This is a genomic window from Bacillus sp. JUb11 (assembly GCF_024807925.1).
GTDB lineage: Bacteria > Bacillota > Bacilli > Bacillales > Bacillaceae > Bacillus > Bacillus altitudinis.
Window position 1 is genome coordinate 402,333 of the sequence record NZ_JANUEZ010000001.1, and the last position, 22,845, is coordinate 425,177.

Genomic DNA, 22,845 nt, shown 5'->3' on the forward strand with positions numbered 1-22,845 from the left:
AGAAAATGGCTTTTGCCATTTTCTTTTTGTTGTATAAATCGTAATCATTCTTTTTATATTGGATTAAAGGTGGAAGATTTATGGCAAAGCCAATTATTGAAATGAAGGACATTTCGTATTCATATGGACAGCGAAATGTCATTGATCACATTCATTTAACGGTAGAGGAAGGAAACTTTCTAGCACTTGTTGGACCGAATGGATCTGGTAAAACAACCTTATTAAAATGCCTGCTTGGCTTGATTAAACCCCAGCAGGGAGAATTGAAGCTCTTTGGCACACCAGCTCAAAAATTTAAAGACTGGGATCAAATTGGATTTGTTTCTCAAAAGGCGAATAGCTTTAATACAGGGTTTCCTGCTTCTGTATACGAGGTCGTGGCAAGTGGTTTAACGGCGAAGATTGGTTTATTCAAACGCATGAGTAAGCAGGATAAGCTTCAAGTAGATGAGGCCATACGCTCAGTTGGTATACAAGACTTAAAACATCAAAACATTGGTGAGCTTTCAGGCGGTCAGCAGCAGCGTACATTTATTGCCCGTGCACTCGTCAGTCAGCCAAAGCTGCTTATTTTAGATGAGCCGACTGTGGGTGTAGACCAAAGAACAGTAGAGGGCTTTTATCAGCTGTTAGAAACATTGAACAAAGAAAAAGGAATGTCTTTAATTCTCGTTACACATGATGTAGGAACCGTTTCTGACAAAGTCACGCATGTGGCTTGTTTAAATCAGACACTTCATTTTCATGGAGATGCGGAAACGTTTGATTCGATGGATGATCAGGCGCTTTCTCAGTTTTACGGGCATGACATTCAAGTGATTCATCACGATCATCACCATCATGGGGGACATGAATAATGCTATTTCCATTTTTTCATTATGAATTTTTACAAAATGCGTTTATCGCAGGTATGCTGATCGGCTTTATTGCGCCCTTACTTGGTGTATTTATTGTCGTGAGAAGGCTCTCTCTCATCGCAGATGCGCTTAGTCACGTGTCACTTGCTGGGATAGCGGCAAGTTTATTCCTTGATAAAAAGTTTGGACTTTTGACAGGGGTTAGCCCGCTTTACTTAGGAATGGCTTTTTCTGTGGCTGGCTCATTGTTTATCGAACGTCTGCGCTCTGTGTATAAACATTATCAGGAGCTGGCGATTCCCATTATTTTATCGGGTGGTATTGGGATCTCTGTTATTTTCATTTCACTTGCAAATGGTTTTAATACAGATTTGTTCAGTTATTTGTTCGGAAGTGTCAGTGCGGTTTCAAGGCTCGATCTTTGGATTATTGTTGGGATCTCACTTGTCGTTGTATTAGTGGTTGTGCTCTTGTATAAAGAATTGTTTTTGCTTTCTTTTGATGAAGAACATGCGAAGGCTTCTGGTATTTCAGCTAAGTGGATTCATTTTATTTTTATTTTAGTCGTTGCACTTGTCATCGCAGCATCGATGCGTATTGTCGGTACACTCCTAGTGTCCGCACTCATGACACTGCCAGTTGCGGCAAGTATTCGGATTGCCAAAGGGTTTAAACAGGCGATTTTCCTTTCCATCTTATTTGGGGAATTGTCTGTCATGGTCGGCTTGATTTTAAGTTATTATCTTGATTTAGCGCCGGGTGGAACCATTGTGATGCTGTCTATCTTGATTTTAATCGGGTGTATTAGTATTGGGAAATTCAGAAGGGGGAATCATCATGAACGTACAAGAAGCGCTTGATTTATTAAAGGAAAAAGGCTATAAATATACAAGCAAACGTGAAGATATGCTTCAATTGTTTTCTGATTCTGATAAATACTTGACCGCTAAAAATGTATTAACAGCATTAAGTGAAGATTACCCAGGGCTTAGTTTTGATACGATTTATCGAAACCTGTCTTTATATGAAGATCTTGGGATATTAGAGACAACGGAATTATCAGGGGAGAAACTGTTCCGTTTTAAATGTTCGTTTTCCCACCATCATCATCACTTTATTTGTTTGACGTGTGGTAAAACAAAGGAAATTGACGCTTGCCCTATGGACAAGCTTGATGCTGATCTAGAGGATTATCACATTAGCGGACATAAATTTGAAATTTACGGAACGTGTCCTTCTTGCGAACCGAAAGAAGTTCATTCATGAAAGAAGCCAGCCGATGGGCTGGCTTTTTGTTTTGTGATCTTGAAAACGTTTTACAAAGGATAGCTGTTTCATTAAAATGAGAACAATAGATCATCTATTGAAACATAAATGAGTCTTTTGAAATAGGGGAGTGGTCAAAGGTGGCGTATTATGTTGTTTTCGATGTAGGCGGAACAAAAACAAAGCATGGGGTCATGGATCGAAATGGTGAGCTGATCACGAGCGGCGACTACGAAACAAACTGCCGACAACTTGAGCCGTTTTTAGAGGACATGGAGAACGTGGTGAAAGAGTATCAAAGGACTTGGGATATCAAAGGGATTGCGATGAGTCTTCCGGGTTTTGTTGACAGTCAAACGGGTTATACGGAATTTGCAGGAGCGATTATTGCTTTAAATGGCCAAAATGTCAAAACGCTTTTGGAAGAAAAAACATCACTTCGTGTAGAAGTAGAAAATGATGCGAACTGTGCAGCTCTGGCTGAAAAATTTAGTGGTCATGCGAAAGAGTGTGACAGCTTTATATGTATGACACTTGGGACTGGTGTCGGCGGCGGTATTTTTGCTGGTGGCGAGCTTGTTCGCGGTGCCTCTTTTCGCGGCGGTGAATTTGGTATGATGCTGACAGAAACAGAAAATGGTCAGTTTACCACACTCAACAGCAGTGCTTCGACAGCTGGATTGATACGAAGTTACAAAGAGCAGCAGGGCATTCCACAAAGTCAGCAAATCGACGGTCAAGAAATCTTTGAAAAAGCCAAGCAAGATCCGGCCATTGAGAAGATGATCGATCAGTGGTACAAACGAATCGCAATTGGTATTTACAATGTGGCAACAGTTCTCAATCCAGAGAAAATCCTCATTGGCGGGGGCGTGAGTGCAAGGCCCGATTTGATTCCAAACATTGAGAAACATTTACATACTTTGCATGCATGGAAAAACATACAGGTGACACTGGAAACGTGCTATTACTTCAATCAGGCAGGTATGATGGGTGCACTTTATCATTTTTTAATAAAAGAAGGACATTATCGTACAATCAAAAAGCCGATACATTAAAAACGTATCGGCTTTTGATCTGTTTTAGTAAGCAGTTTGCAGTCGCTTTTCATACTGTTTGATCCATTGGGATGCTTCTTGCCAGTTATTAACGCGAATGATCCGTTCATCAATTGGCATTTGATTATACGGTGAGTTAAACAGAATCACTGGAATGTCAGCTTCTTTTGCAATCATTGTGGCATTGCCATGGTGATCTTCAAAAAACACATCGATCTTATGTTTTTGAACAGCTTCCACCTTATGATGTCCGCCAACAAGCTCGATATCGTCGTAATGGACATGATTCTCCTCAAACCATTTGTAGGTGATGTCTGAGTGATGCTGCCTTCTGGCTGTGATATAAATCAATTGATGATGATGTTTCATTTGATTGAGGATTTCTTTTGCACCCTCGGCAGGCTTTGCCTGTTTATAAATAAGAGGCTCATACTCATTCATCCAGCCCCAAAATTCTTCATTTGAAATCTTTAAAAGCTTCGTCAAATCATATTCCGTCATATCATCTAGTGTGATGTCACATTGAAACGACTCATTTAAGTAGGGGACAAAGGTGTCCTGCGCCGTGACTGTGCCATCGATATCAATTCCTAAACGTAACATGCCCACACTCCTCATATTTATCCTCTTAAAGTGTAACATAATCAATTCACAATTCCAGCAAGTTTTAGCAAACATGAAACAGACATTTTTGCTCATACTAAAAAAGCTCCTTTCTATTAACCAAAAGGGGGAATTGATCATGGAAAGAGACGAAGATTTCAGAAGAAATGATCGTGAAATCGACACACACTTTAGTAATGATGATGGCTATTTAGAGGAAACAGCTGCTGAAATAGCAGAGCCATATCAAGCATCAAGAGATCGTGAAGACAGAAGAGAACGTGACCATGTAGGTGACGATTCAGGCAGTAAGGGGATAGGCTATACAGCACTCGCGATTGCGATTATCTCATTATTTGTCTTGCCGGTGCTATTAGGCGTAGCGGCAATCGTCGTTGGTTATATTGCAAGAAGAAAAGGAGCACATGCGCTTGGCGCGTGGTCAATCGGGATCGGAATCGTTTCCGTCATCCTCGGCATCTTTATCACCCCGTTCTTTTAACAGGACAGGAACAGAAAAACGCCTGACAGTGATGTCAGGCGTTCTTTGTTATGCGTTCGCTTGTTTTGCTTTTTCAGCTTCCATTTTTGCATAATGTTCTTCAGCGATTTTATCGATTTCTTTTTTCAGTTCTTCGACCATTGTTTCTTCTGGCACTTTCCGAACGATTTCACCTTTGCGGAATAAGAGGCCTTCACCTCTAGCGCCAGCGATGCCGATATCAGCTTCACGCGCTTCACCTGGACCGTTTACAGCACATCCGAGAACAGCTACTTTGATCGGTGCTTTAATTTTAGAAATATATTCTTCGACTTCATTTGCAATGCTAATGAGGTCAATTTCAATTCGTCCACAAGTTGGACATGAGATGAGTGTTGCTGCATTTGATGCAAGGCCAAATGATTTTAATAATTCACGTGCCACTTTGACCTCTTCGACCGGGTCAGCACTTAATGAAATACGGAGTGTGTTACCAATCCCCATATTCAAGATTGCGCCAAGACCAGCTGCACTTTTGACCGTACCTGCAAATAACGTACCTGATTCTGTAATCCCAAGATGAAGAGGATAATCAAAGGCCTTTGCTGCTTTTTCGTATGCCTCAATCGCAAGGTTTACATCAGATGCTTTCATACTGACAATGATGTCATGAAAGTCTAGGTCTTCTAAAATTTTAATGTGATGCAGTGCACTTTCAACCATACCATCTGCTGTTGGATAGCCGTATTTATCAAGAATCTTTTTCTCGAGCGAACCAGCGTTTACCCCAATACGAATTGGAATGCCTTTTTCTTTTGCAGCTTTCACAACAGCTTCGACTTTTTCTCGTCTTCCGATGTTTCCTGGGTTGATACGAATTTTGTCTGCACCTGCTTCAATCGCTTTCAGTGCAAGCTTGTAGTCAAAATGAATGTCGACAACAAGGGGGATGTTGATTTGTTTTTTAATGTCCGCAATCGCATTTGCTGCACGCTCATCTGGGCATGCGACACGCACAATTTGACAGCCAGCTTCTTCTAAACGTTTAATTTCAGCTACTGTCGCTTCGACATCATGTGTTTTGGTTGTCGCCATACTTTGAATGACGACTTCATTGTTTCCACCTATAGTTAAAGGTCCCACTTTGACGGGACGCGTTTTTGTACGATGTGTGACTTCACTCACTTGTCAATCGCTCCTTAGTGTACATGCAATTCGTTTGCAGTGTACGACGTGTTTTACATCTCATATTGTAACAGTCTCTTTGTATGAATGACAAGGAATTAACGTTTTATCTCTTATAGACCGGAAACTTGTATGTGTTGCCTGCCCGAATTTCGTTCGCTTTGACGCCTTGATTCAGTGCTTCAAAGTCTTCGATCACTTCATCTAATGGCTTACTTGTATGCACGATAGAGACGACGGTTTGTCCTTGTTTAACAGTGACAGTTTTATATGCCTGTTTTTCAGCTGTTTGAAAGGCGCTGGCGGGAACAGCAGGGCCTTCCTGAACGGGGATCGTTCCATTTTTTAAATCAAAAAAGATAATAAAGAGGACAAACAAACTGACTAGTAAAAAAATAATTCGCCGCATTTTACTCACCGCTTTTAAGAGTTTACTTCAGATTATGCATGTCCCTGAGTTGATAGAACAAAAAAGAGTGGAAAAGCTAGGAAGGGTGGTTCTAGTGAGTTCTAGTATGACTTGTAAGTGAAAAAAGTTTGGAAAAAGCAATCCTAAGCCCTTTCTTTATTATGATAAAATCAAAACAGGGGGAGAGTATATGAAGAAAATCAGTCAGCATATATATGTAAGAACACTAACAGAAAGTGATGCAGAAGCACTATTAACACTTGAACGAGAAAACCGCACCTATTTTCAGCAATTTACACCTTTGGTTCAGGATGATTTTTTTACTGTACCTCGTCAAAAGGAACGGATTAACCGCAGTATGCAAAGGCGTGCAAAAGATGAAGCCTATATGCACGGTATTTTCTTAAATGAAACAGATGCATTAATTGGAACGATCTCACTCAATTCTGTTGAAAGAGGACCGATTCAAGGGGCTTTGCTTGGATATGTACTTGATGAAAAGCAAGGCGGGAAGGGGTATATGACAGAGGCGATTCGTTTGATTATCGATTATGCCTTTTATGAATTGTACCTTCACCGCATTGAGGCTGGCGTAAAACCATCTAACATTGGTTCCATTCGTGTGCTTGAGAAGACAGGATTTGAAAATGAGGGACTTCATCGTAAAAAAGTAAAGATCAATGATAAGTGGGAGGATCACTATTTGTTTGCGATCATCCATCCAGATGAGTCATAGGGTCAAAACAAATAAAAAAGCTCCCCAAAATGAGGGAGCTTATTTTTTTGCAGGTATTTCTTTAACGACAAGATATAAGAAAATAAAGTTAATCACCCAATTTAATAAAAATGAGTTTGCAACCGGCGTGTTTAATGCACTCATGATGGCGAAAAAGACGGTTGTTAATGTGAGTGAATAGGCAGAGAGCTTCCAAAGCATTTGAAAGGACAGCTCTTTTTGCTGCATTCGTATAATAAATGTGCCAAGCATGGCTAGGAATGTTGCGCTGATGAACATGAGAGCAGCAGTAGATAGGTACAGCAAGACACAAATGACAGGGATAATGATCGCTTGATTCTGGTTTGTGACGCTGGCAAGTTCATCTTTTGTGAGTGTTCCGCCAAGCAGCTGGTATGGAATATCTGTCATTTGTCCGTCAATGGCAATCACTGCTTTTTCTTTCAATAACGCAATGGCTGTTTGTTTTGATTCAAGCTCACTTGATTTTATTTTTTCAGCGGGATCAAAGATAATCGTGATGCCGTTTTCTTCTTTTTCGATCGGCGTGCTTTGATCCGCTTGAAGCGTTCCTTTTTCAATGGAAAAGTCGGGTAAATCTTTTTTAATCACATGTTGAAATCCTGACATCGCATTTGAAATCTCTTGGCTCATATGATAGCCCTGGGGGACAGCTGCGATGATCGAAAGGATAAAGATGAATAAAATGGCCTTTCCAATCCCAGTAAAACGTGCTCTGGCAATATCTTTTGGTGAATAAATTCCTTTTAACAATAAACTAAATACGTTCAACCGATTCACTTCCTACATTCTTTTCTATTTCTCACATTGTATCAATGTCTATCCATCCAGTACAAGTACGGCCTTCATTACTGGTTAAGATAGAAGGAATGAGGCATAATGTATACAGCATATAAAAAGGAGGCGGCTGCGGATTGGACGTGCTGTATTGGATTTTGATCGGCTGTGCATTTATCATTGCGTTTGTGGGACTTGTCTATCCAATCATTCCTAGTGTGGTTTTCATGGTTCTTGGGTTTATTTTATATGGGCTCTTTTTTAGCTTTGAGAATTTGACGCTCACTTTTTGGCTCATTCAAGCCATGTTTACAGCTGTGTTATTTGCCGCGGATTATGTCTCCAATTTGATTGGAGTGAAACGCTTTGGCGGCAGCCGGGCGGCCATTTGGGGAAGTACCATTGGGCTTTTAGCCGGTCCTTTTGTGATTCCGATTGCTGGAATTATCATTGGTCCATTTATCGGCAGTGTCATCGCAGAGCTGCTCGTTCATCAAAAAGATCTGAAGACAAGTGTGAAAGTTGGGCTTGGCTCATTAATTGGTTTTGTGTCAGGCGTATTTGCAAAAGGGTTGATTCAAGCACTCATGCTGGGAATCTTTTTGTTTTATGTGCTTCGCTAAATGGAAAATCGGTGTTTAACACTCTTTTTGAAGGGTTAAATACAAAATAAACACTGAAATGTTTCAGATCATGAGCAATAACGTTGAAACAAGCCGTTTCTTTTGATACTCTTTGATTAGGGTGAATTGCTTGCTTACTAAGGAAGCATTTCAGTACATACATTTCTAAGGAGGAATTTAACCATGGCTTTTAAACTTCCAGAATTACCATATGCTTACGATGCATTAGAACCACATATCGACAAGGAAACAATGACGATTCACCACACAAAACACCACAACACTTATGTAACAAACTTAAACAAAGCAATCGAAGGTGTATCAGCTCTTGAAGATCAATCAATTGAAGAGCTAGTGGCTAACTTGAACTCTGTGCCTGAAAACATTCGTACAGCTGTACGTAACAATGGCGGAGGACATGCGAACCACTCATTATTCTGGACGCTTCTTTCACCAAACGGTGGCGGCGCACCAACTGGTGAACTTGCAGATGCGATCGAAAAAGAATTAGGCGGATTTGAAAAATTCAAATCTGATTTCGCTGCAGCAGCTGCAGGACGCTTTGGTTCTGGTTGGGCATGGCTTGTTGTGAACAATGGCAAACTTGAAATCACAAGCACACCAAACCAAGATTCTCCTTTAACTGAAGGAAAAACACCAATCCTAGGACTAGACGTTTGGGAGCATGCTTACTACCTAAACTACCAAAACCGTCGTCCTGATTACATTTCAGCATTCTGGAATGTTGTGAACTGGGATGAAGTGGCTCGCCTTTACAGCGAAGCTAAATAAATGATTTGATTTGAAAAGACCTGCTTCTCTCTGAGAGCGGGTCTTTTTATATTTTCCCTCCTTTTTTTACATATCTGCCTTTTGATGAGACAGACTATTGTGTAGAAAAGGAGAATGAATGATATGAGCAGATTAAAGAAAATGTTCGGGGACATGGATGTCACAAGAGATTTATTGCTCCTCCTCACGATTGGCGGATTATACGCACTTGCGATTGCGCTTTCGAATACGTTTGTGAACGTGTATTTATGGAAACAGTCTGGGCGATTTACAGACCTTGCGATTTATAACTTGGCGATAGTTGTCCTACAGCCCATTACCTTTTTATTTGCTGGTCGGCTCGCTAAAAAAATAGATCGTGCATTTGTCCTTCGTTTCGGTGTCATCTTCTTAGCCGCTTTTTACTTAATTGTTCTCATGGCAGGAGAGCAAGCGGCAGCTCGGCTCGTGTTATTAGGCAGTGTGCTTGGAATCGGCTATGGTTTTTACTGGCTTGCCTTTAACGTGCTCACTTTTGAGATTACTGAACCTGAAACAAGGGATTTCTTTAATGGATTTTTAGGGGTGCTTACCTCTACAGCCGGTATGATTGGGCCGCTCATTGCAGGAATTGTGATTTCTCAATTAACGGATGATACAGGCTATACAGTGATTTTCACTTTATCGCTTTTTTTGTTTTCACTAGCGGTTGTGATGAGTTTTTTCCTCAAGAGGAGACAATCAAAAGGAAAATTTATCATTAAGCAAATTTGGAAAGAGCGCCATGCGGACGAGAATTGGCGTAAGATTACAACTGCTCACTTTTTTCAGGGGCTCCGTGAAGGCGTGTTTGTCTTTTTAATCAGTGTCTTTGTGTTTATTGCAACAAACAGTGAGCTTGCTTTAGGCACATTTGGTCTAGTCAATTCAGGTGTTGCCTTTTTTGCCTATTTTTTTGCTACTCGTTTGATTAAGAAAAAATGGCGTAAAAAAGCGATTATGTTTGGCGGGCTTATTTTATATGGCGCTTTATTTTTAATCGTCTTTCACTTGTCCTATGTATCACTGCTTATGTACGCAGTAGCCATTGCGATCGGCTACCCGCTTCTGCTAGTTCCGTATGTCTCTTTAACTTACGATGTCATCGGTCATGCCAGATATGCAAGAAAAGCCCGAATTGAATATATTGTCGTCAGAGAACTATTTTTAAATGCAGGGCGTATTTGTTCGATTGTCTTTTTTCTTTTATCGGTCACCTTACTGGGCGATCGGCTTGGGATTCCTGCTTCACTTGTCGTACTCGGAGCGGGGCACACCCTTATTTATTATTTTGTAAAGGACATTCATTTAAAAGAAAAAACAGCTGATATAGAAGAGGCTGACGGTCAAAAGCCTGTTTCTCAAACGAACCTTATGAAGGGAGAAAGGTAAAATTTCTTACCAATGGAACATCAAATTTCTAGATAAATGATAGAAAAACCGCTAAAATGATGATGGCACCTTTTATACACAAAAAGGGGTGCCATTTCTTTCTTGATAGAAAAGGTGATGTGATGAGAAACAAGAAAAACAAAAAAGACGCGAAGGAAGGGCGCAAAACACTTCCGATCCGGCTGAATTTATTATTTTTAGCTGCGTTCATTATTTTTACCGGTGTTGTGGTCAGACTCGGTTTTGTGCAGATTGTGAATGGAGAAGATTATAAAAAGCAGGCAGAAAAACAAGAAGACGTAAATGTCAGCTCATCTGCTCCGCGCGGAAAAATTTATGATCGAAATTATAACACGATTGTCAGCAATAAAGCGCTAAATGCCATTACATATACGAGAACCTCGACGACTTCACAAGAAGAGCGGCTCAAAGTGGCAACAAAATTAGCGGATATGATTCACGTAAGTACGAAGAAAATCACAGATCGTGATAAAAAAGATTTCTGGATCTTAACCCATCCGAATGAAGCGAAAAAGCTTGTTCAAAAAGAAGCCGATTTAAAGGGTGACGATAAGGTCTCTGATGATAAACTATACGAGCTCCAGCTGAAACGCATCACAGACAAGGAATTAAATCAACTGACGAAAAAAGATTTGCAAGTGCTTGCGATTAAAAGACAAATGGATGCAGGCTATGCACTTACGCCTCAATTCATTAAAAACGAAGATGTTAAACCAAGTGAAATTGCTTACGTCTCTGAGCATTTGGACGAGCTGCCAGGTGTAGATGTCACAACAGATTGGTCACGCAGCTATCCTTATAAAGGACTGCTCCGCAGTATGCTCGGCAGTGTGTCTTCAAGTGATGAAGGTCTTCCGTCGTCACTGCTTGAACATTATCTATCACTCGGCTACAGCCGAAATGATCGTGTAGGAAAAAGCTATCTTGAATATCAATATGAAGATGTCCTGCAAGGTCAAAAAGAAAAAGAACAAAGTACAACGGATAAAGAAGGCAATGTCACAAGCTCTAAAGTGTTAACAGAAGGAAAGAGCGGGAAAGACCTTGTGCTGACGATTGATATTCAGCTGCAAAAAGCGGTGGAAAAAATCATCGAAAAGAACTTGAAAAGTGCGAAGCAAAGAGGCGGCACAGAACTTCTTGATCGTGCGTTTGTTGTCATGATGGACCCGAGAAATGGGGAAGTGCTCTCGATTGCGGGTAAACAGATTACCAATAAGAATGGGACATACAAATTTGATGACTATGCACTAGGAACGATGACATCATCATATGCGATGGGATCAGCAGTAAAAGGGGCAACTGTACTGACAGGTTATAAAACAGGCGTCCTTCACATTGGAAGCACCCAATACGATGAACCGCTCTATATCGCTCAGTCACCGCCGAAAAAATCCTATCAAAATATGGGACTCATTAATGATTTAACCGCACTAGAACGTTCATCAAACGTGTATATGTTTAAAACAGCGATTGCAATCGGGAAAGGGGAATATCGTAAGAATCAGCCGCTCCCAATTGATACAAAGGCGTTTGATACGTTCCGTTACAATTTTAGTAAATTTGGTCTTGGAGTGGAGACAGGTATTGACCTGCCAAACGAAGCAACTGGCTATCGTGGAACGTCTACACAATCCGGTCTTTTACTTGACTATGCGATTGGACAATATGACACGTTTACACCGCTACAAATGGCGCAATACGTCTCAACGATTGCCAATGGCGGCTATCGTTTACGTCCTCAGCTCGTAAAAGAAGTGAGAGAGCCAGATCCGCAAAGAGGCATTGGGGCTGTAACGGAGTCCGTCAAGCCGGATGTACTGAATAAGCTCGATATGACAAGTGATGAGATCAAACGCGTACAGCAAGGATTCAAGCTTGTGATGCAGAACCCAAGAGGGACAGCATATTCGAACTTTGGCAACAAAAAATACAATCCAGCTGGCAAAACAGGGACCGCTCAATCATTCTATGACGGCCCGATTAAAAGCAAACGAGGCACACCGACGTATAACACAACACTTGTTGCGTATGCGCCTGCTGATAATCCAGAAGTAGCGATTTCAGTTGTCGTGCCTTGGGTGTATCAAGATTACAACCAGCGCTATCCGATTACAAATGATATTGGTGAACAAGTATTAGACAAGTACTTTGAACTGAAATCGAAACAGGAAAGCAATGATACACAAGCGAAGAACAAAAACAAAATTGAAAATGAAGCAGAAACAAATAACTAGACCTATTCTAGGTAAAAACGCTCACTTTTTGTGGGCGTTTTTTTATATTTTCTTCAAACTTTTCGATATAAATTGACAAAAATCATAAAAAACCCCGCAATTTCTCTACAAATCTTCGACATTTACAAAACCTTAACATTCCATTTAAACGAAATTAATAAAGAACCTTTAATGTATTACTCGTAGGACAAATTATTCAGGGGGTATTCTTGAAATGAAAAAGAACAAATTATGGCTGCTTACTTTCCTTACTATCGCATTGTTAGCATTCGTCACAGCATGCGGAAACAGCAGCTCAAGCGGAGATTCAAAAGACAGTAAAGGAAATGCTTCAAACAAAGATGAGGCATCAGGTTCCATTACCATCTCAGGATCATCTGCGATGCAGCCTTTAGTTCTTGCGGCAGCAGAAAAATTCATGGATAAACATCCAAAAGCCGATATTCAAGTACAAGCCGGCGGTTCAGGAACAGGACTTTCTCAAGTATCAGAAGGATCTGTACAAATTGGTAACTCAGATGTATTCGCAGAAGAGAAAGACGGAATCGACGCAAAAGCTTTAAAAGACCACAAAGTAGCAGTTGTTGGAATGGCGGCAGCTGTTAACCCTGAAGTTGGTGTCAAAGACATCACAAAGGACGAATTGAAAAAAATCTTCACTGGTAAAATCAAAAACTGGAAAGAGCTTGGCGGGAAAGACCAAAAAATCACACTTGTGAACAGACCAGACTCATCAGGAACTCGTGCAACATTTGTGAAATATGCACTTGACGGCGCGACTCCTGCAGAAGGAATCACAGAGGACTCTTCAAACACAGTGAAAAAGTTGATTGCAGAAACACCAGGTGCGATTGGGTACCTAGCATTCTCTTATTTAACAGATGACAAAATTACACCGCTTAGCATTGATGGTGTGAAACCAGAAGAAAGCAATGTAGAAAGCGGTAAATATACAATTTGGGCATATGAGCACTCTTATACAAAAGGTGAGCCAGAAGGTTTAGCAAAACAATTTTTAGATTACTTGATGAGTGACGAAGTACAAAAAGAAATTGTTAAAGACCAAGGCTACATCTCAGTCTCTAATATGAAAGTAGAAAGAGACGCAACAGGCAAACAAACAGATAAGTAAGAGGTCTTGAATTGATGATGAAGGAAAAGTGGAGCTTTTCACTTTTCCTTTTATGACATTCATAGGAGTGTAGAAAAAGATGAAACAGATAGAACATACAGAAGCGAGCGATCGACTGATCAGCTCGAAAAAAAATAGGCAAATGGATGAAGTAAGAGGAAGTATTTTGGTGAAATTTTGCGCATTCTTAATGATTGCTGTATCAATTGCCATCACGATCTTCCTTGGTATTAAGGGTTTACAATCTTTCATCGTAAATGGTGTAAGCCCAATTGAGTTCTTAACCAGTATCAATTGGAACCCTACAGCGGAAAATCCGCAATACGGCGCATTTCCATTTATCTTTGGATCAATCGCTGTCACGCTTCTATCAGCACTCATAGCAGCACCGCTAGGCATTGCAGGAGCGATCTTTATGACAGAAATTGCACCTGCATGGGGACGGAAAATTCTCCAGCCAGTGATTGAACTGCTTGTAGGGATTCCATCCGTTGTTTACGGATTCATAGGTCTTACAGTATTGGTGCCGTTTATTGGACACTTCAAGTCAAGCGGTTCAGGGCACAGTGTTTTAGCAGGAACGATTGTCCTGTCTATTATGATTCTGCCAACTGTTACATCCATTGCAACTGACGCAATGGCTTCACTTCCAAAAAGTTTACGTGAAGGATCGTATGCATTAGGCGCAACAAGATGGCAAACGATCAGACGTGTTCTTGTACCGGCAGCGCTTCCGACATTAATGACAGCGGTCGTACTTGGAATGGCAAGAGCATTTGGAGAAGCCCTTGCCGTTCAGATGGTCATTGGAAACACGCGTAATCTACCAGAAAGTATTATGGACACAGCTGGTACATTAACAACCATTATTACGTTAAACATGGGACATACAACGTATGGAAGTGTTGAAAACAATACACTTTGGTCAATGGGACTTGTCCTTCTAGTTGTATCATTTATGTTCATACTCATTATCAGATACTTGTCATCTAGGAGGAAGATTTAATGAATAGCAAAATGACCGATCGTTTTGCCACAATCGTTTTTGGATTATGTGCCGCCATTATTACGGCGATACTTGTTGGCTTGTTTTCTTATATCATCTTCAACGGTGCCAAAGAATTAAATTTTGACTTTTTGACTACCCGCTCAAGTGCGATTGGCTCTGGTGGCGGTATTAGGGATCAGCTGTTTAACTCGTTTTACATTTTATTTATTACAATGCTGTTTACCGTGCCTCTTGGCGTGGGCGGCGGGGTGTACATGGCAGAATATGCACCTCAAAACAAAGTGACTGATTTTATTCGTACATGTATTGAAGTGTTATCGTCTCTGCCTTCAATTGTCATCGGTATGTTTGGTTTGCTGATGTTTGTTAATTTAACAGGATGGGGCTATACGATCATCGGAGGAGCCCTTGCGCTAACTGTCTTTAATCTGCCAGTGATGGTCAGGGTGACAGAAGATGCACTTCGATCTGTACCGAAGGATCAAAAGGAAGCATCGCTTGCGCTCGGTGTGACAAAGTGGCATACAGTGAAGACGGTTCTGATCCCAGGTGCGATTCCATCCATTATTACCGGAGCGATTTTAGCATCGGGAAGAGTTTTCGGTGAGGCGGCTGCTCTTCTTTTCACAGCAGGTCTTTCAACACCGCGTCTTGATTTTACAAACTGGAGTCCTTTCTCCGATACGTCACCACTCAATATTTTTAGACCGGCAGAAACATTAGCCGTTCATATATGGAACGTCAATACACAGGGGATTATTCCAGATGCAGAGGCCATTGCAAATGGTGCATCAGCCGTACTTGTGCTCTCTGTATTAGTATTCAACTTAGCAGCTAGATGGCTTGGTTCATTTATTCATAAGAAGCTTACGTCAAAATAAATAGTGAGAGGTGTGAAGGGGAAATGGTTCAAATGCTAGCAGAAAAAAAAGAGATTGCAGCAAAAAAGGCTCCACTTCAAGCGGAACAGATTCTACAGGTGCAGGATTTAAGTATTTATTATGGTGAAAAAAGAGCAGTCAATCAAATTTCATTTGAAATTGAAAAAAATGCAATCACTGCATTAATCGGCCCATCGGGGTGCGGAAAATCGACTTTTTTACGCAGCATTAACCGCATGAACGACCTAATTCCAGGTGCACGAAGTGAAGGGGCGATCATGTACGAAGGATTAAATATTTTGGATGACCGTATTAATGTGGTGAATTTAAGAAGAGAAATCGGGATGGTCTTCCAAAAGCCAAATCCATTTCCTAAATCCATCTACAACAACATTACGCATGCGTTAAAATATGCGGGTGAAAAAAGGAAATCAGTGCTTGATGATGCGGTAGAAGAAAGTTTAACAAAGGCAGCGCTATGGGATGAGGTCAAAGATCGCTTGCACCGCTCTGCCTTATCATTATCAGGCGGCCAGCAGCAGCGTCTCTGTATTGCACGTACCCTTGCGATGAAACCTAGCGTGCTTTTATTAGATGAACCGGCTTCTGCCTTAGACCCGATCTCAAATGCAAAAATTGAAGAGCTATTATCGGAATTAAAACATGATTATTCGATTGTCATTGTCACACACAATATGCAGCAAGCGTTACGTGTATCTGATCATACAGCCTTTTTCCTGAACGGTGATCTAGTGGAATACGATGCGACTGAACGTATCTTTACACGTCCTGCGCAGCAAAAAACAGAAGACTATATTAATGGTCGATTTGGATAAGGCGGGTGGATTTTGATGAATGCAGTAGCAACTGAAACAGCTAAAAAAGAAGTGTTTCGTGTGAATGATATGAACCTTTGGTACGGACAGCATCACGCACTGAAGCATATTGATTTAGACATTAAAGAGCATGAGGTCACAGCGATTATCGGTCCGTCCGGCTGCGGAAAGTCAACATTTATAAAGACCTTAAATCTCATGGTCAAAACAGTGCCAGGTGTGAAAATCACCGGGGATATGATGTATAACGGTGACAATATTTTAAAAGGCCGTGTCGATCTAGTGGAACTGCGTAAAAACGTCGGGATGGTCTTTCAAAAAGGAAACCCATTCCCTCAATCTATCTTTGATAATGTCGTCTACGGGCCAAGAATTCACGGGGTGAAGAGCAAGCAGCAATTGAAAGAAATCGCTGAAAAAGCGCTTCGTGATGTTGCCCTTTGGGATGAAGTGAAAGATCGATTAAGTGCGCCTGCATTAGGTCTTTCCGGCGGTCAGCAGCAGCGTCTTTGTATCGCAAGAGCCATTGCCACAAGCCCGGATATTCTATTAATGGATGAACCAACATCTGCGCTTGATCCTGTTTCAACATTAAAGATTGAAGAATTAATCATGAAACTGAAAGAGAAATATACGATTGCCATTGTGACGCATAATATGCAGCAAGCGGCAAGGGTATCAGACCGAACAGCGTTCTTTTTGATGGGCGAGCTTGTTGAGGTCAATGATACGAATGTGATGTTCTCAGAGCCAAATGATCAAAGAACAAATGATTATATATCAGGACGATTTGGATAATCAAAAACCCCCTGGAGGTCAATGCCGCCAGGGGGTTTTTTGATGTTATTTTGTTAAGGCTTTGACAATTTGTTTAAATGTCATACCTGTTTTTAAATTGAATTTGCCGGCACGAATTTCTTTATGGTAGCCTGCGTCTATCACGTAATCATTAAAATCTTTAGACGAGTTGATGATTCCGTCCTTTTCAAGCATGTCTGAAACATCACTTGTACTCATACCATTTTTAATCACGAATTTAACCGTTTTGCCTTTTGGCTTGTCCGTTGTTTGTTTATCGTTCTGAGAATCGCCGTCTTCATTTGCTTTCAACGCTTTTTCTTTATAATCAAGAAGTTGTTGATATGTTTCACGGCTGACGGAGACTTCTTTTTTAGAGTCTAAGTAATTTTTCACGTCAGTGTCTGTCACTTTCGCTGCGAGGGTTTCTTTTGTTGTAGAATCAGCCGCCGCTTCATCTTTTCCAGTAAGGAAAAAAACGATCGCCAGAACACCAGTTGCAAGGATCATACCTGCTGCAAACGTTTGGATGCTTTTTTTCGTCATACAAGCACCCTCTCGTTGTCTTTAATGATCATGTTCACATCTTCTACAGATACATGCTCAGCGCGCGCAATCGCCTCAGGAGACATGCCATTTTGATGCTTTGAAATGATTTGTCTTGCAATAGATGGATCAATTTCTGAATGCTTGCGGACAACGATGTTTGTTTCAAGCAATTCTTCTTCAAGAACCTTCATTTTCTTTTTCAGTTTATAGATTTCTTGCATTGCAGATAGTTGAAGTGTTTCAAGTTCCTGTTCGACTTCTTTAATCGGCTCTCTTTGAAAATATGAGAATGCGATCAGTACAATACTGACAACAAGCAATCCGATAATTGCAATTTCCATGTTTCATCACCTTTTATTCATATTTTAATGCTGAAAGCCAAAAAAGGCTCTCATGATTGTTTCAGACAGTTTTCGACCCTTCTTTTTTATACCATAAAAAAGCTAGTTTCAAAAGGAATTGCTGAAAAAATCACCTTTTTTTCATCATTTTTCTTTTTATAGGGAAACCAAGTATGAAAACCTTGCCCGCTGTTAAAATAAAAGAAGACGGATCAGATGAAAAAAAGCTGTGGAACAAAGAGGGGATTCTCATGTATACAGTACGACAAAGAACGTGTTTTTATAGGGGAGAAGGCGATTTTTCATCACATGACCAGACAATATGGATCAGGATGCAGGTGGAATGCATTGAAAAATGAAATTGGTGAAAAAACATTCTAGCATTCCTTAGCTAGAAGTGGTATTATAGTTAGGTCTGAATGTGAATTGATTTTAGTTTGGAGGGAAAAACATGCGCGTAAATATTACTCTAGCTTGCACTGAATGCGGTGAGCGTAACTATATTACTAAAAAGAATAAGCGAAACAATCCAGATCGCGTTGAATTCAAAAAGTATTGCTCACGTGATAAAAAACAAACTTTACATCGTGAAACAAAGTAAGCAGCAGGGAATTTTCCTGCTGTTTTTTTATGATGGGAGATGAACCTGTATGAAAAAGGAGCTCCGCCTTCAAACATTAGCCATGCTTGATCAGATAGGCGCTGAAGAGTTCAATCGCTACGCCGCTCTAATTCATGAACACGTGCTACAGCTGTCAGAATGGAAACAGGCGAAAACGATTGCTTTGACTATGTCTAGGGGAAAAGAAATACCGACAATGCCTCTGATTGAAAAAGCGTGGGAAGAAGGAAAAACAGTTTGTATTCCCACCTGTTTTCCGAAAACAAAAGAGATGGTGTTTTATGAATATACACCTGAAACAAAGATGACATCCAGCTACTTTGGACTATTGGAGCCAGACCCTCTTGAGTCTAAAGCTGTACATAAAGAAGCCATTGATTTGATCATTGTCCCTGGGGTGTGCTTCGATCAACGTGGTTACCGGATTGGGTTTGGTGGCGGCTATTATGATCGCTACTTAGCGGACTACCACGGCCTAACCATTGCCCTTTGTTTGTCTTTACAGCAGACGAGGTATATTCCGGCTGAAGCGCACGACATACCGGTGTCTATGATTGTCAGTGAAAAAGGTACGTTATATCAAAAGTGAAAGCCCGCTCATTGTCCAAAAACGGGCTTTTTGTGTTGAGATCGTTTCATTAGCTCAGGGCATTTTAGCTAGCAGGAGGCATATATTGAAAAAATTTCGAGGAAAGAAAAGATACTTCCGTAATTTGTGGGAGGAAGTGAATACTTTTGACTTACAACTTGATCATGATTCATGGGTTTATTTTTGGCATACGCACCTTGATTTTTTTGTAGTCGGAAAAATAAGAAGAGAGCATATCAAAGCGTTCAAAGATTTAATCGCCCTTCATCAATTTGACGTTTCTTATGATTAATCTGAGTGTGAAGAGGTTTATTATATTCAATCAAAAGAACAAGGGATTAGAGTGTGAAAGTAGATCGCATGGTAAGAGATAAAAATGTTGGTTTATGCATAAACAAATCCTATTTAAGCCACGATACGAACATAGGAGGGAATATGATGAATAAAATGATTTGGAGCATTGTGTTCACACTGTTTGCATTCGTTCTTGTGCAAAATCGTTATCGGCTCATGAATTTGATCTTAGGTCAAAACCAAGTGCGTCACTTTTTTATTAAATGGCTGATGAAAATCCCATATTTTCGGACGAAATTTATTCGCCAAGCATTCTAATCCCGCAAAAGCCGGGATTTTTTTGATGAGAAATGCGTATAAGAGTAATTCTTGCTATAATAATGTAAAAAATGGAGCGCGAATGAATGAATGTCATAGATAGTCTATTTTGGCGAGTGATTGATGAACTCAGACAAAAAGGATACGAGATGATTCAAAGTCCGTACCCAGAAGATGAAATCTTTTTTGAAGCACCACGAAACTCAGGATATGATCTCATCCGTCTCTATAGAAGAGATGTGAATTTTAGACAGGAGATCGTTCGAGATATGGAAGAGCAGGCCTTTCGGATGAATCAGTTGAGAGAAGCCATGCGTAAACGTTCTCTTCATCTCCTGCAGCTACAATTTACAGCTGATCATCCAGTAGATGATTGGGAAGACATAAACGGTCAACCGCAAAAACAACAAAAGGTGACGGTGACACCTGTTTTACTGAATGAAGAAACCCTTCAAAACGATGGACACGAGCTGCAAAAATGGCTGAATACATCACTTTCGATTGATGTAGAAGAGGCGAAGGCAGATACAGCCGAAGATGTGATGCAGCTTAAAATGAACGTGCTTCAGGCATTTCAAGATCAGGAAAAGCAGCGTGAACGAGAACGGGCTGTTTTTCAAAATGGCAGACCGATTTTTACCTACTTGTTAATCGCAGTTCAAGTGGTGATGTTTCTTTTACTCGAATTATCTGGTGGAAGTACCAATACAGCCACTTTAACAGCATTTGGTGCGAAGAATAATGTGCTGATACTAGAGGGTGAATGGTGGCGTTTTGTGACACCTATGTTTTTACACATTGGTTTGACGCATTTACTCTTTAATACATTTGCTCTTTGGTCCGTTGGAGCGGCTGTTGAGAGAATTTATGGTTCAGGAAGATTTTTGCTGATTTATTTAGTTTCCGGCATCTTTGGCTCCATAGCGAGCTTTGTGTTTAATACAGCCATCGCAGCAGGAGCATCAGGTGCGATCTTTGGCTGTTTAGGCGCATTGCTATATTTAGCGATCTCTAACCGGAAGCTCTTCTTTCGTACAATGGGGACAAATATTATTGTGATTATCCTCATCAATTTAGGGATAGGTTTCACTGTATCAGGGATTGATAATGCAGGGCATCTTGGGGGGCTCGCTGGGGGATTTTTAGCCGCTTTAGCGGTCCGTCTTCCTAAACAGTTTCAGCCTGTCAAAATGCTTCTTGCTAGTTTTCTTCTCCTCCTTATTGGCGGCTTTGGATTGTATACAGGGTTTCATTCAGACGATCAAAAAGAAGCGGCGGCAACTAGCGAGGCAGCGAGTTTATTTGATGAAAAGAACTATAGCGAAGCAAGTCAGCGTCTAGAGGAATATGTAAAGCAAAAGGATGCCTCAGCTGAAGCACTTCATATATATGCGCTTTCCGAAGCGCAGCTTGGACATCTTGACGAGGCCATTGAGTATTTGCAAAAGTCGCTTGAAAAAGATCCAAATGAGCCGAATAAATTGTATCACTTATCGTTGTTGTATGTAGAAAAAGGCGAGACAGCGGAAGCAGACGACTTCATCGAAAAAGCATTAAAACAAGATCCGCAAAATGACCAATTTTTAAAGTTGAAACAATATATTGAAAACACTCAAACACGTTGAATGACTTGACTGAAAGCGTATTTATGAATACGCTTATCCTATCTGTTGATTTAGAGAAATGGTGAAAATAATGAAAACGTTATATGATGTACAGCAGCTGCTCATGAGATTTGGAAATTACGTGTATTTCGGAGATCGTGAAGTGGAATTAGAATTTATGGCAGATGAATTGAAGGAAATGTACACATCGGGCATCATCGATCGAACTGAATGGTCAAACGCAATGACCATCCTTCAAATGGAACTAGCCAAATTAAATCGAAAAACAATGTGAAGGTGGAGGACATATGACAGGGGATTGGTTTGTAGGAGTTGATCTTGGCGGTACGACAATTAAGCTTGCGTTTATTAATCTTTATGGTGAAATTCAGCATAAGTGGGAGATTCCTACGGATAAATCTGGGCAGACAATTACAGTCGACATTGCCAAGTCAATTGACCATAAACTAGTTGAGATCAGCATGCCGAAATCAGCCCTAATTGGGATCGGTATGGGGGCACCTGGACCAGTGGATAAAGTATCCGGAATTGTCTATAAAACAACGAATCTGGGCTGGACAAACTATCCCTTGAAAGACCATTTAGAGGCAGAGACAGGACTTCCATCTGTCATCGAAAATGATGCGAACATTGCTGCACTCGGTGAAATGTGGAAGGGTGCAGGTGATGGCGCCAAAAACATCCTGATGGTTACACTGGGCACAGGGGTTGGCGGCGGTATTATTGTCAATGGAGAAGTGGTTCAAGGCGAAACAGGTGCTGGTGGAGAAATTGGTCATATTTGTGCCGTTCCATTTCAAGGAGCACCATGTAACTGCGGGAGAACAGGCTGTATTGAAACCATTGCGTCTGCCACAGGTATCGTCCGAATCGCAAAAGATACATTACAAACAAAGAGCCATACATCATCACTTGGCTCACTTACTTCGCTGTCTGCAAAGGATGTATTTGAGGCAGCAGAAAACGGAGACGAACTTGGGATGCATGTCGTAGATGAAGTAACAACCCATCTTGGTCTTGTCCTTGCGAATCTAGCCAGTGCCTTAAACCCAACAAAAATCGTCATTGGCGGCGGTGTATCTAAAGCGGGCGAGCTTCTTCGCAGTAAAGTAGAGCGTGTCGTCAAACATCATGCCTTCCCGCCATGTGCTGAGGATGTTGAAGTGGTGATTGCCTCACTAGGAAACGATGCAGGCGTGATCGGCGGTGCATGGATGGCAAAAAACAAGTGGCTGTCTTGAACAAAAATGTCATAATGATGTCATTTTTATTAAAATCAGCGATAGATAGGCATGAAATTGAATGTTTAGCATATTCATAAGTTTGTCATGGGGAAAAAGACATTGATTTTCCAGCATAGACAGGATAAGATATA

General features: G+C 40.8%; 28 protein-coding genes. 22 read left to right on the top strand and 6 right to left on the bottom strand.

Annotated elements, in window-relative coordinates; all coding sequences use genetic code 11:
* The first annotated feature begins 80 nt into the window (after window positions 1–80).
* The 4 genes from M2369_RS02040 (at window position 81) to M2369_RS02055 (ending at window position 3,181) form a co-directional block, all read left to right on the top strand.
* Window positions 81–857 (top strand): metal ABC transporter ATP-binding protein, encoded by a 777-nt coding sequence (locus M2369_RS02040; protein ID WP_008342368.1) that lies wholly within the window; start codon window positions 81–83, stop codon window positions 855–857.
* Entirely contained in the window at window positions 857–1,717 is an 861-nt protein-coding gene (locus M2369_RS02045; RefSeq protein ID WP_007501274.1) for a metal ABC transporter permease, read from the top strand. The genes M2369_RS02040 and M2369_RS02045 overlap by 1 nt, the downstream gene beginning before the upstream one ends.
* Window positions 1,695–2,123: a zinc uptake transcriptional repressor Zur gene (gene zur / locus M2369_RS02050; RefSeq protein WP_003217433.1), complete on the top strand. Its 429-nt coding sequence runs from the start codon at window positions 1,695–1,697 to the stop codon at window positions 2,121–2,123. Before M2369_RS02045 ends, zur begins: the two co-directional genes overlap by 23 nt.
* Before the next feature lie 140 nt (window positions 2,124–2,263).
* On the top strand, window positions 2,264–3,181 hold the full coding sequence (locus M2369_RS02055; RefSeq protein ID WP_259253333.1) for an ROK family protein: 918 nt from the start codon (window positions 2,264–2,266) through the stop codon (window positions 3,179–3,181).
* Window positions 3,182–3,205: 24 nt separating this feature from the next.
* Here the strand turns inward: M2369_RS02055 and M2369_RS02060 are convergent, their stop codons facing one another.
* Window positions 3,206–3,784: a 5' nucleotidase, NT5C type gene (locus tag M2369_RS02060; RefSeq protein WP_008342361.1), complete on the bottom strand. Its 579-nt coding sequence runs from the start codon at window positions 3,782–3,784 to the stop codon at window positions 3,206–3,208.
* A 139-nt stretch (window positions 3,785–3,923) separates the two neighbouring features.
* On the opposite strand from M2369_RS02060, the gene M2369_RS02065 reads away from it, so the two are divergent.
* Entirely contained in the window at window positions 3,924–4,286 is a 363-nt protein-coding gene (locus M2369_RS02065; protein ID WP_008342359.1) for a DUF308 domain-containing protein, read from the top strand.
* Window positions 4,287–4,334: 48 nt separating this feature from the next.
* Here M2369_RS02065 and ispG read toward each other — a convergent pair whose 3' ends face one another.
* Both ispG and M2369_RS02075 read right to left on the bottom strand, forming a co-directional pair.
* Window positions 4,335–5,450, bottom strand: a complete 1,116-nt coding sequence (gene ispG / locus M2369_RS02070) for a flavodoxin-dependent (E)-4-hydroxy-3-methylbut-2-enyl-diphosphate synthase (RefSeq protein ID WP_008342357.1) — start codon at window positions 5,448–5,450, stop codon at window positions 4,335–4,337.
* Between the two features lie 106 nt (window positions 5,451–5,556).
* Complete coding sequence (locus tag M2369_RS02075) at window positions 5,557–5,859, bottom strand: hypothetical protein (protein WP_259253334.1); 303 nt, start codon at window positions 5,857–5,859, stop codon at window positions 5,557–5,559.
* Window positions 5,860–6,049: 190 nt separating this feature from the next.
* Here M2369_RS02075 and M2369_RS02080 point away from each other — a divergent pair, with 190 nt between their 5' ends.
* Window positions 6,050–6,595: a GNAT family N-acetyltransferase gene (locus M2369_RS02080; protein WP_045034379.1), complete on the top strand. Its 546-nt coding sequence runs from the start codon at window positions 6,050–6,052 to the stop codon at window positions 6,593–6,595.
* Window positions 6,596–6,634: 39 nt separating this feature from the next.
* Here M2369_RS02080 and M2369_RS02085 read toward each other — a convergent pair whose 3' ends face one another.
* Window positions 6,635–7,387, bottom strand: a complete 753-nt coding sequence (locus M2369_RS02085) for a DUF1189 domain-containing protein (RefSeq protein ID WP_310503953.1) — start codon at window positions 7,385–7,387, stop codon at window positions 6,635–6,637.
* A 143-nt stretch (window positions 7,388–7,530) separates the two neighbouring features.
* Between M2369_RS02085 and M2369_RS02090 the strand changes: the two genes are divergently transcribed.
* From M2369_RS02090 to pstB (M2369_RS02130), 9 genes are all read left to right on the top strand, one after another.
* Window positions 7,531–8,016 (top strand): DUF456 domain-containing protein, encoded by a 486-nt coding sequence (locus tag M2369_RS02090; RefSeq protein WP_259253336.1) that lies wholly within the window; start codon window positions 7,531–7,533, stop codon window positions 8,014–8,016.
* 183 nt (window positions 8,017–8,199) lie between these two features.
* A complete protein-coding gene (sodA, locus tag M2369_RS02095; RefSeq protein ID WP_007501264.1) occupies window positions 8,200–8,808 on the top strand; it encodes a superoxide dismutase SodA in 609 nt (202 codons plus the stop codon).
* 123 nt (window positions 8,809–8,931) lie between these two features.
* Window positions 8,932–10,218, top strand: coding sequence for an MFS transporter (locus M2369_RS02100; RefSeq protein WP_008342348.1), 1,287 nt, complete (start codon window positions 8,932–8,934; stop codon window positions 10,216–10,218).
* 122 nt (window positions 10,219–10,340) lie between these two features.
* A complete protein-coding gene (locus M2369_RS02105) occupies window positions 10,341–12,476 on the top strand; it encodes a peptidoglycan D,D-transpeptidase FtsI family protein (RefSeq protein WP_017358000.1) in 2,136 nt (711 codons plus the stop codon).
* A 214-nt stretch (window positions 12,477–12,690) separates the two neighbouring features.
* Window positions 12,691–13,608, top strand: coding sequence for a phosphate ABC transporter substrate-binding protein (locus tag M2369_RS02110; RefSeq protein WP_017367609.1), 918 nt, complete (start codon window positions 12,691–12,693; stop codon window positions 13,606–13,608).
* A gap of 79 nt (window positions 13,609–13,687) precedes the next feature.
* Window positions 13,688–14,614, top strand: a complete 927-nt coding sequence (gene pstC / locus M2369_RS02115) for a phosphate ABC transporter permease subunit PstC (protein ID WP_017357999.1) — start codon at window positions 13,688–13,690, stop codon at window positions 14,612–14,614.
* Complete coding sequence (gene pstA, locus M2369_RS02120) at window positions 14,614–15,498, top strand: phosphate ABC transporter permease PstA (protein ID WP_007501259.1); 885 nt, start codon at window positions 14,614–14,616, stop codon at window positions 15,496–15,498. The genes pstC and pstA overlap by 1 nt, the downstream gene beginning before the upstream one ends.
* A gap of 23 nt (window positions 15,499–15,521) precedes the next feature.
* Entirely contained in the window at window positions 15,522–16,334 is an 813-nt protein-coding gene (gene pstB / locus M2369_RS02125; protein ID WP_007501258.1) for a phosphate ABC transporter ATP-binding protein PstB, read from the top strand.
* 15 nt (window positions 16,335–16,349) lie between these two features.
* Entirely contained in the window at window positions 16,350–17,132 is a 783-nt protein-coding gene (gene pstB, locus M2369_RS02130; RefSeq protein WP_017367606.1) for a phosphate ABC transporter ATP-binding protein PstB, read from the top strand.
* A 45-nt stretch (window positions 17,133–17,177) separates the two neighbouring features.
* Here pstB (M2369_RS02130) and M2369_RS02135 read toward each other — a convergent pair whose 3' ends face one another.
* Complete coding sequence (locus tag M2369_RS02135) at window positions 17,178–17,678, bottom strand: endolytic transglycosylase MltG (RefSeq protein WP_008342335.1); 501 nt, start codon at window positions 17,676–17,678, stop codon at window positions 17,178–17,180.
* Window positions 17,675–18,022, bottom strand: a complete 348-nt coding sequence (locus M2369_RS02140) for a hypothetical protein (RefSeq protein ID WP_003217285.1) — start codon at window positions 18,020–18,022, stop codon at window positions 17,675–17,677. The genes M2369_RS02135 and M2369_RS02140 overlap by 4 nt, the downstream gene beginning before the upstream one ends.
* A gap of 451 nt (window positions 18,023–18,473) precedes the next feature.
* Here M2369_RS02140 and rpmG point away from each other — a divergent pair, with 451 nt between their 5' ends.
* From rpmG to M2369_RS02175, 7 genes are all read left to right on the top strand, one after another.
* Window positions 18,474–18,623: a 50S ribosomal protein L33 gene (gene rpmG, locus M2369_RS02145; protein ID WP_008360061.1), complete on the top strand. Its 150-nt coding sequence runs from the start codon at window positions 18,474–18,476 to the stop codon at window positions 18,621–18,623.
* A 49-nt stretch (window positions 18,624–18,672) separates the two neighbouring features.
* On the top strand, window positions 18,673–19,233 hold the full coding sequence (locus M2369_RS02150) for a 5-formyltetrahydrofolate cyclo-ligase (protein WP_259253337.1): 561 nt from the start codon (window positions 18,673–18,675) through the stop codon (window positions 19,231–19,233).
* Window positions 19,234–19,318: 85 nt separating this feature from the next.
* Entirely contained in the window at window positions 19,319–19,525 is a 207-nt protein-coding gene (locus M2369_RS02155) for a hypothetical protein (protein WP_060781192.1), read from the top strand.
* Window positions 19,526–19,671: 146 nt separating this feature from the next.
* On the top strand, window positions 19,672–19,845 hold the full coding sequence (locus tag M2369_RS02160; protein WP_017367602.1) for a hypothetical protein: 174 nt from the start codon (window positions 19,672–19,674) through the stop codon (window positions 19,843–19,845).
* 86 nt (window positions 19,846–19,931) lie between these two features.
* The gene (locus M2369_RS02165; protein ID WP_259253338.1) at window positions 19,932–21,470 is read left to right on the top strand and encodes a rhomboid family intramembrane serine protease; all 1,539 of its coding nucleotides are present in this window, start codon (window positions 19,932–19,934) and stop codon (window positions 21,468–21,470) included.
* 70 nt (window positions 21,471–21,540) lie between these two features.
* Window positions 21,541–21,744, top strand: a complete 204-nt coding sequence (locus M2369_RS02170) for a YqgQ family protein (protein WP_008342322.1) — start codon at window positions 21,541–21,543, stop codon at window positions 21,742–21,744.
* 13 nt (window positions 21,745–21,757) lie between these two features.
* Entirely contained in the window at window positions 21,758–22,711 is a 954-nt protein-coding gene (locus M2369_RS02175; protein ID WP_008342319.1) for an ROK family glucokinase, read from the top strand.
* The last annotated feature ends 134 nt before the right edge of the window (window positions 22,712–22,845 follow it).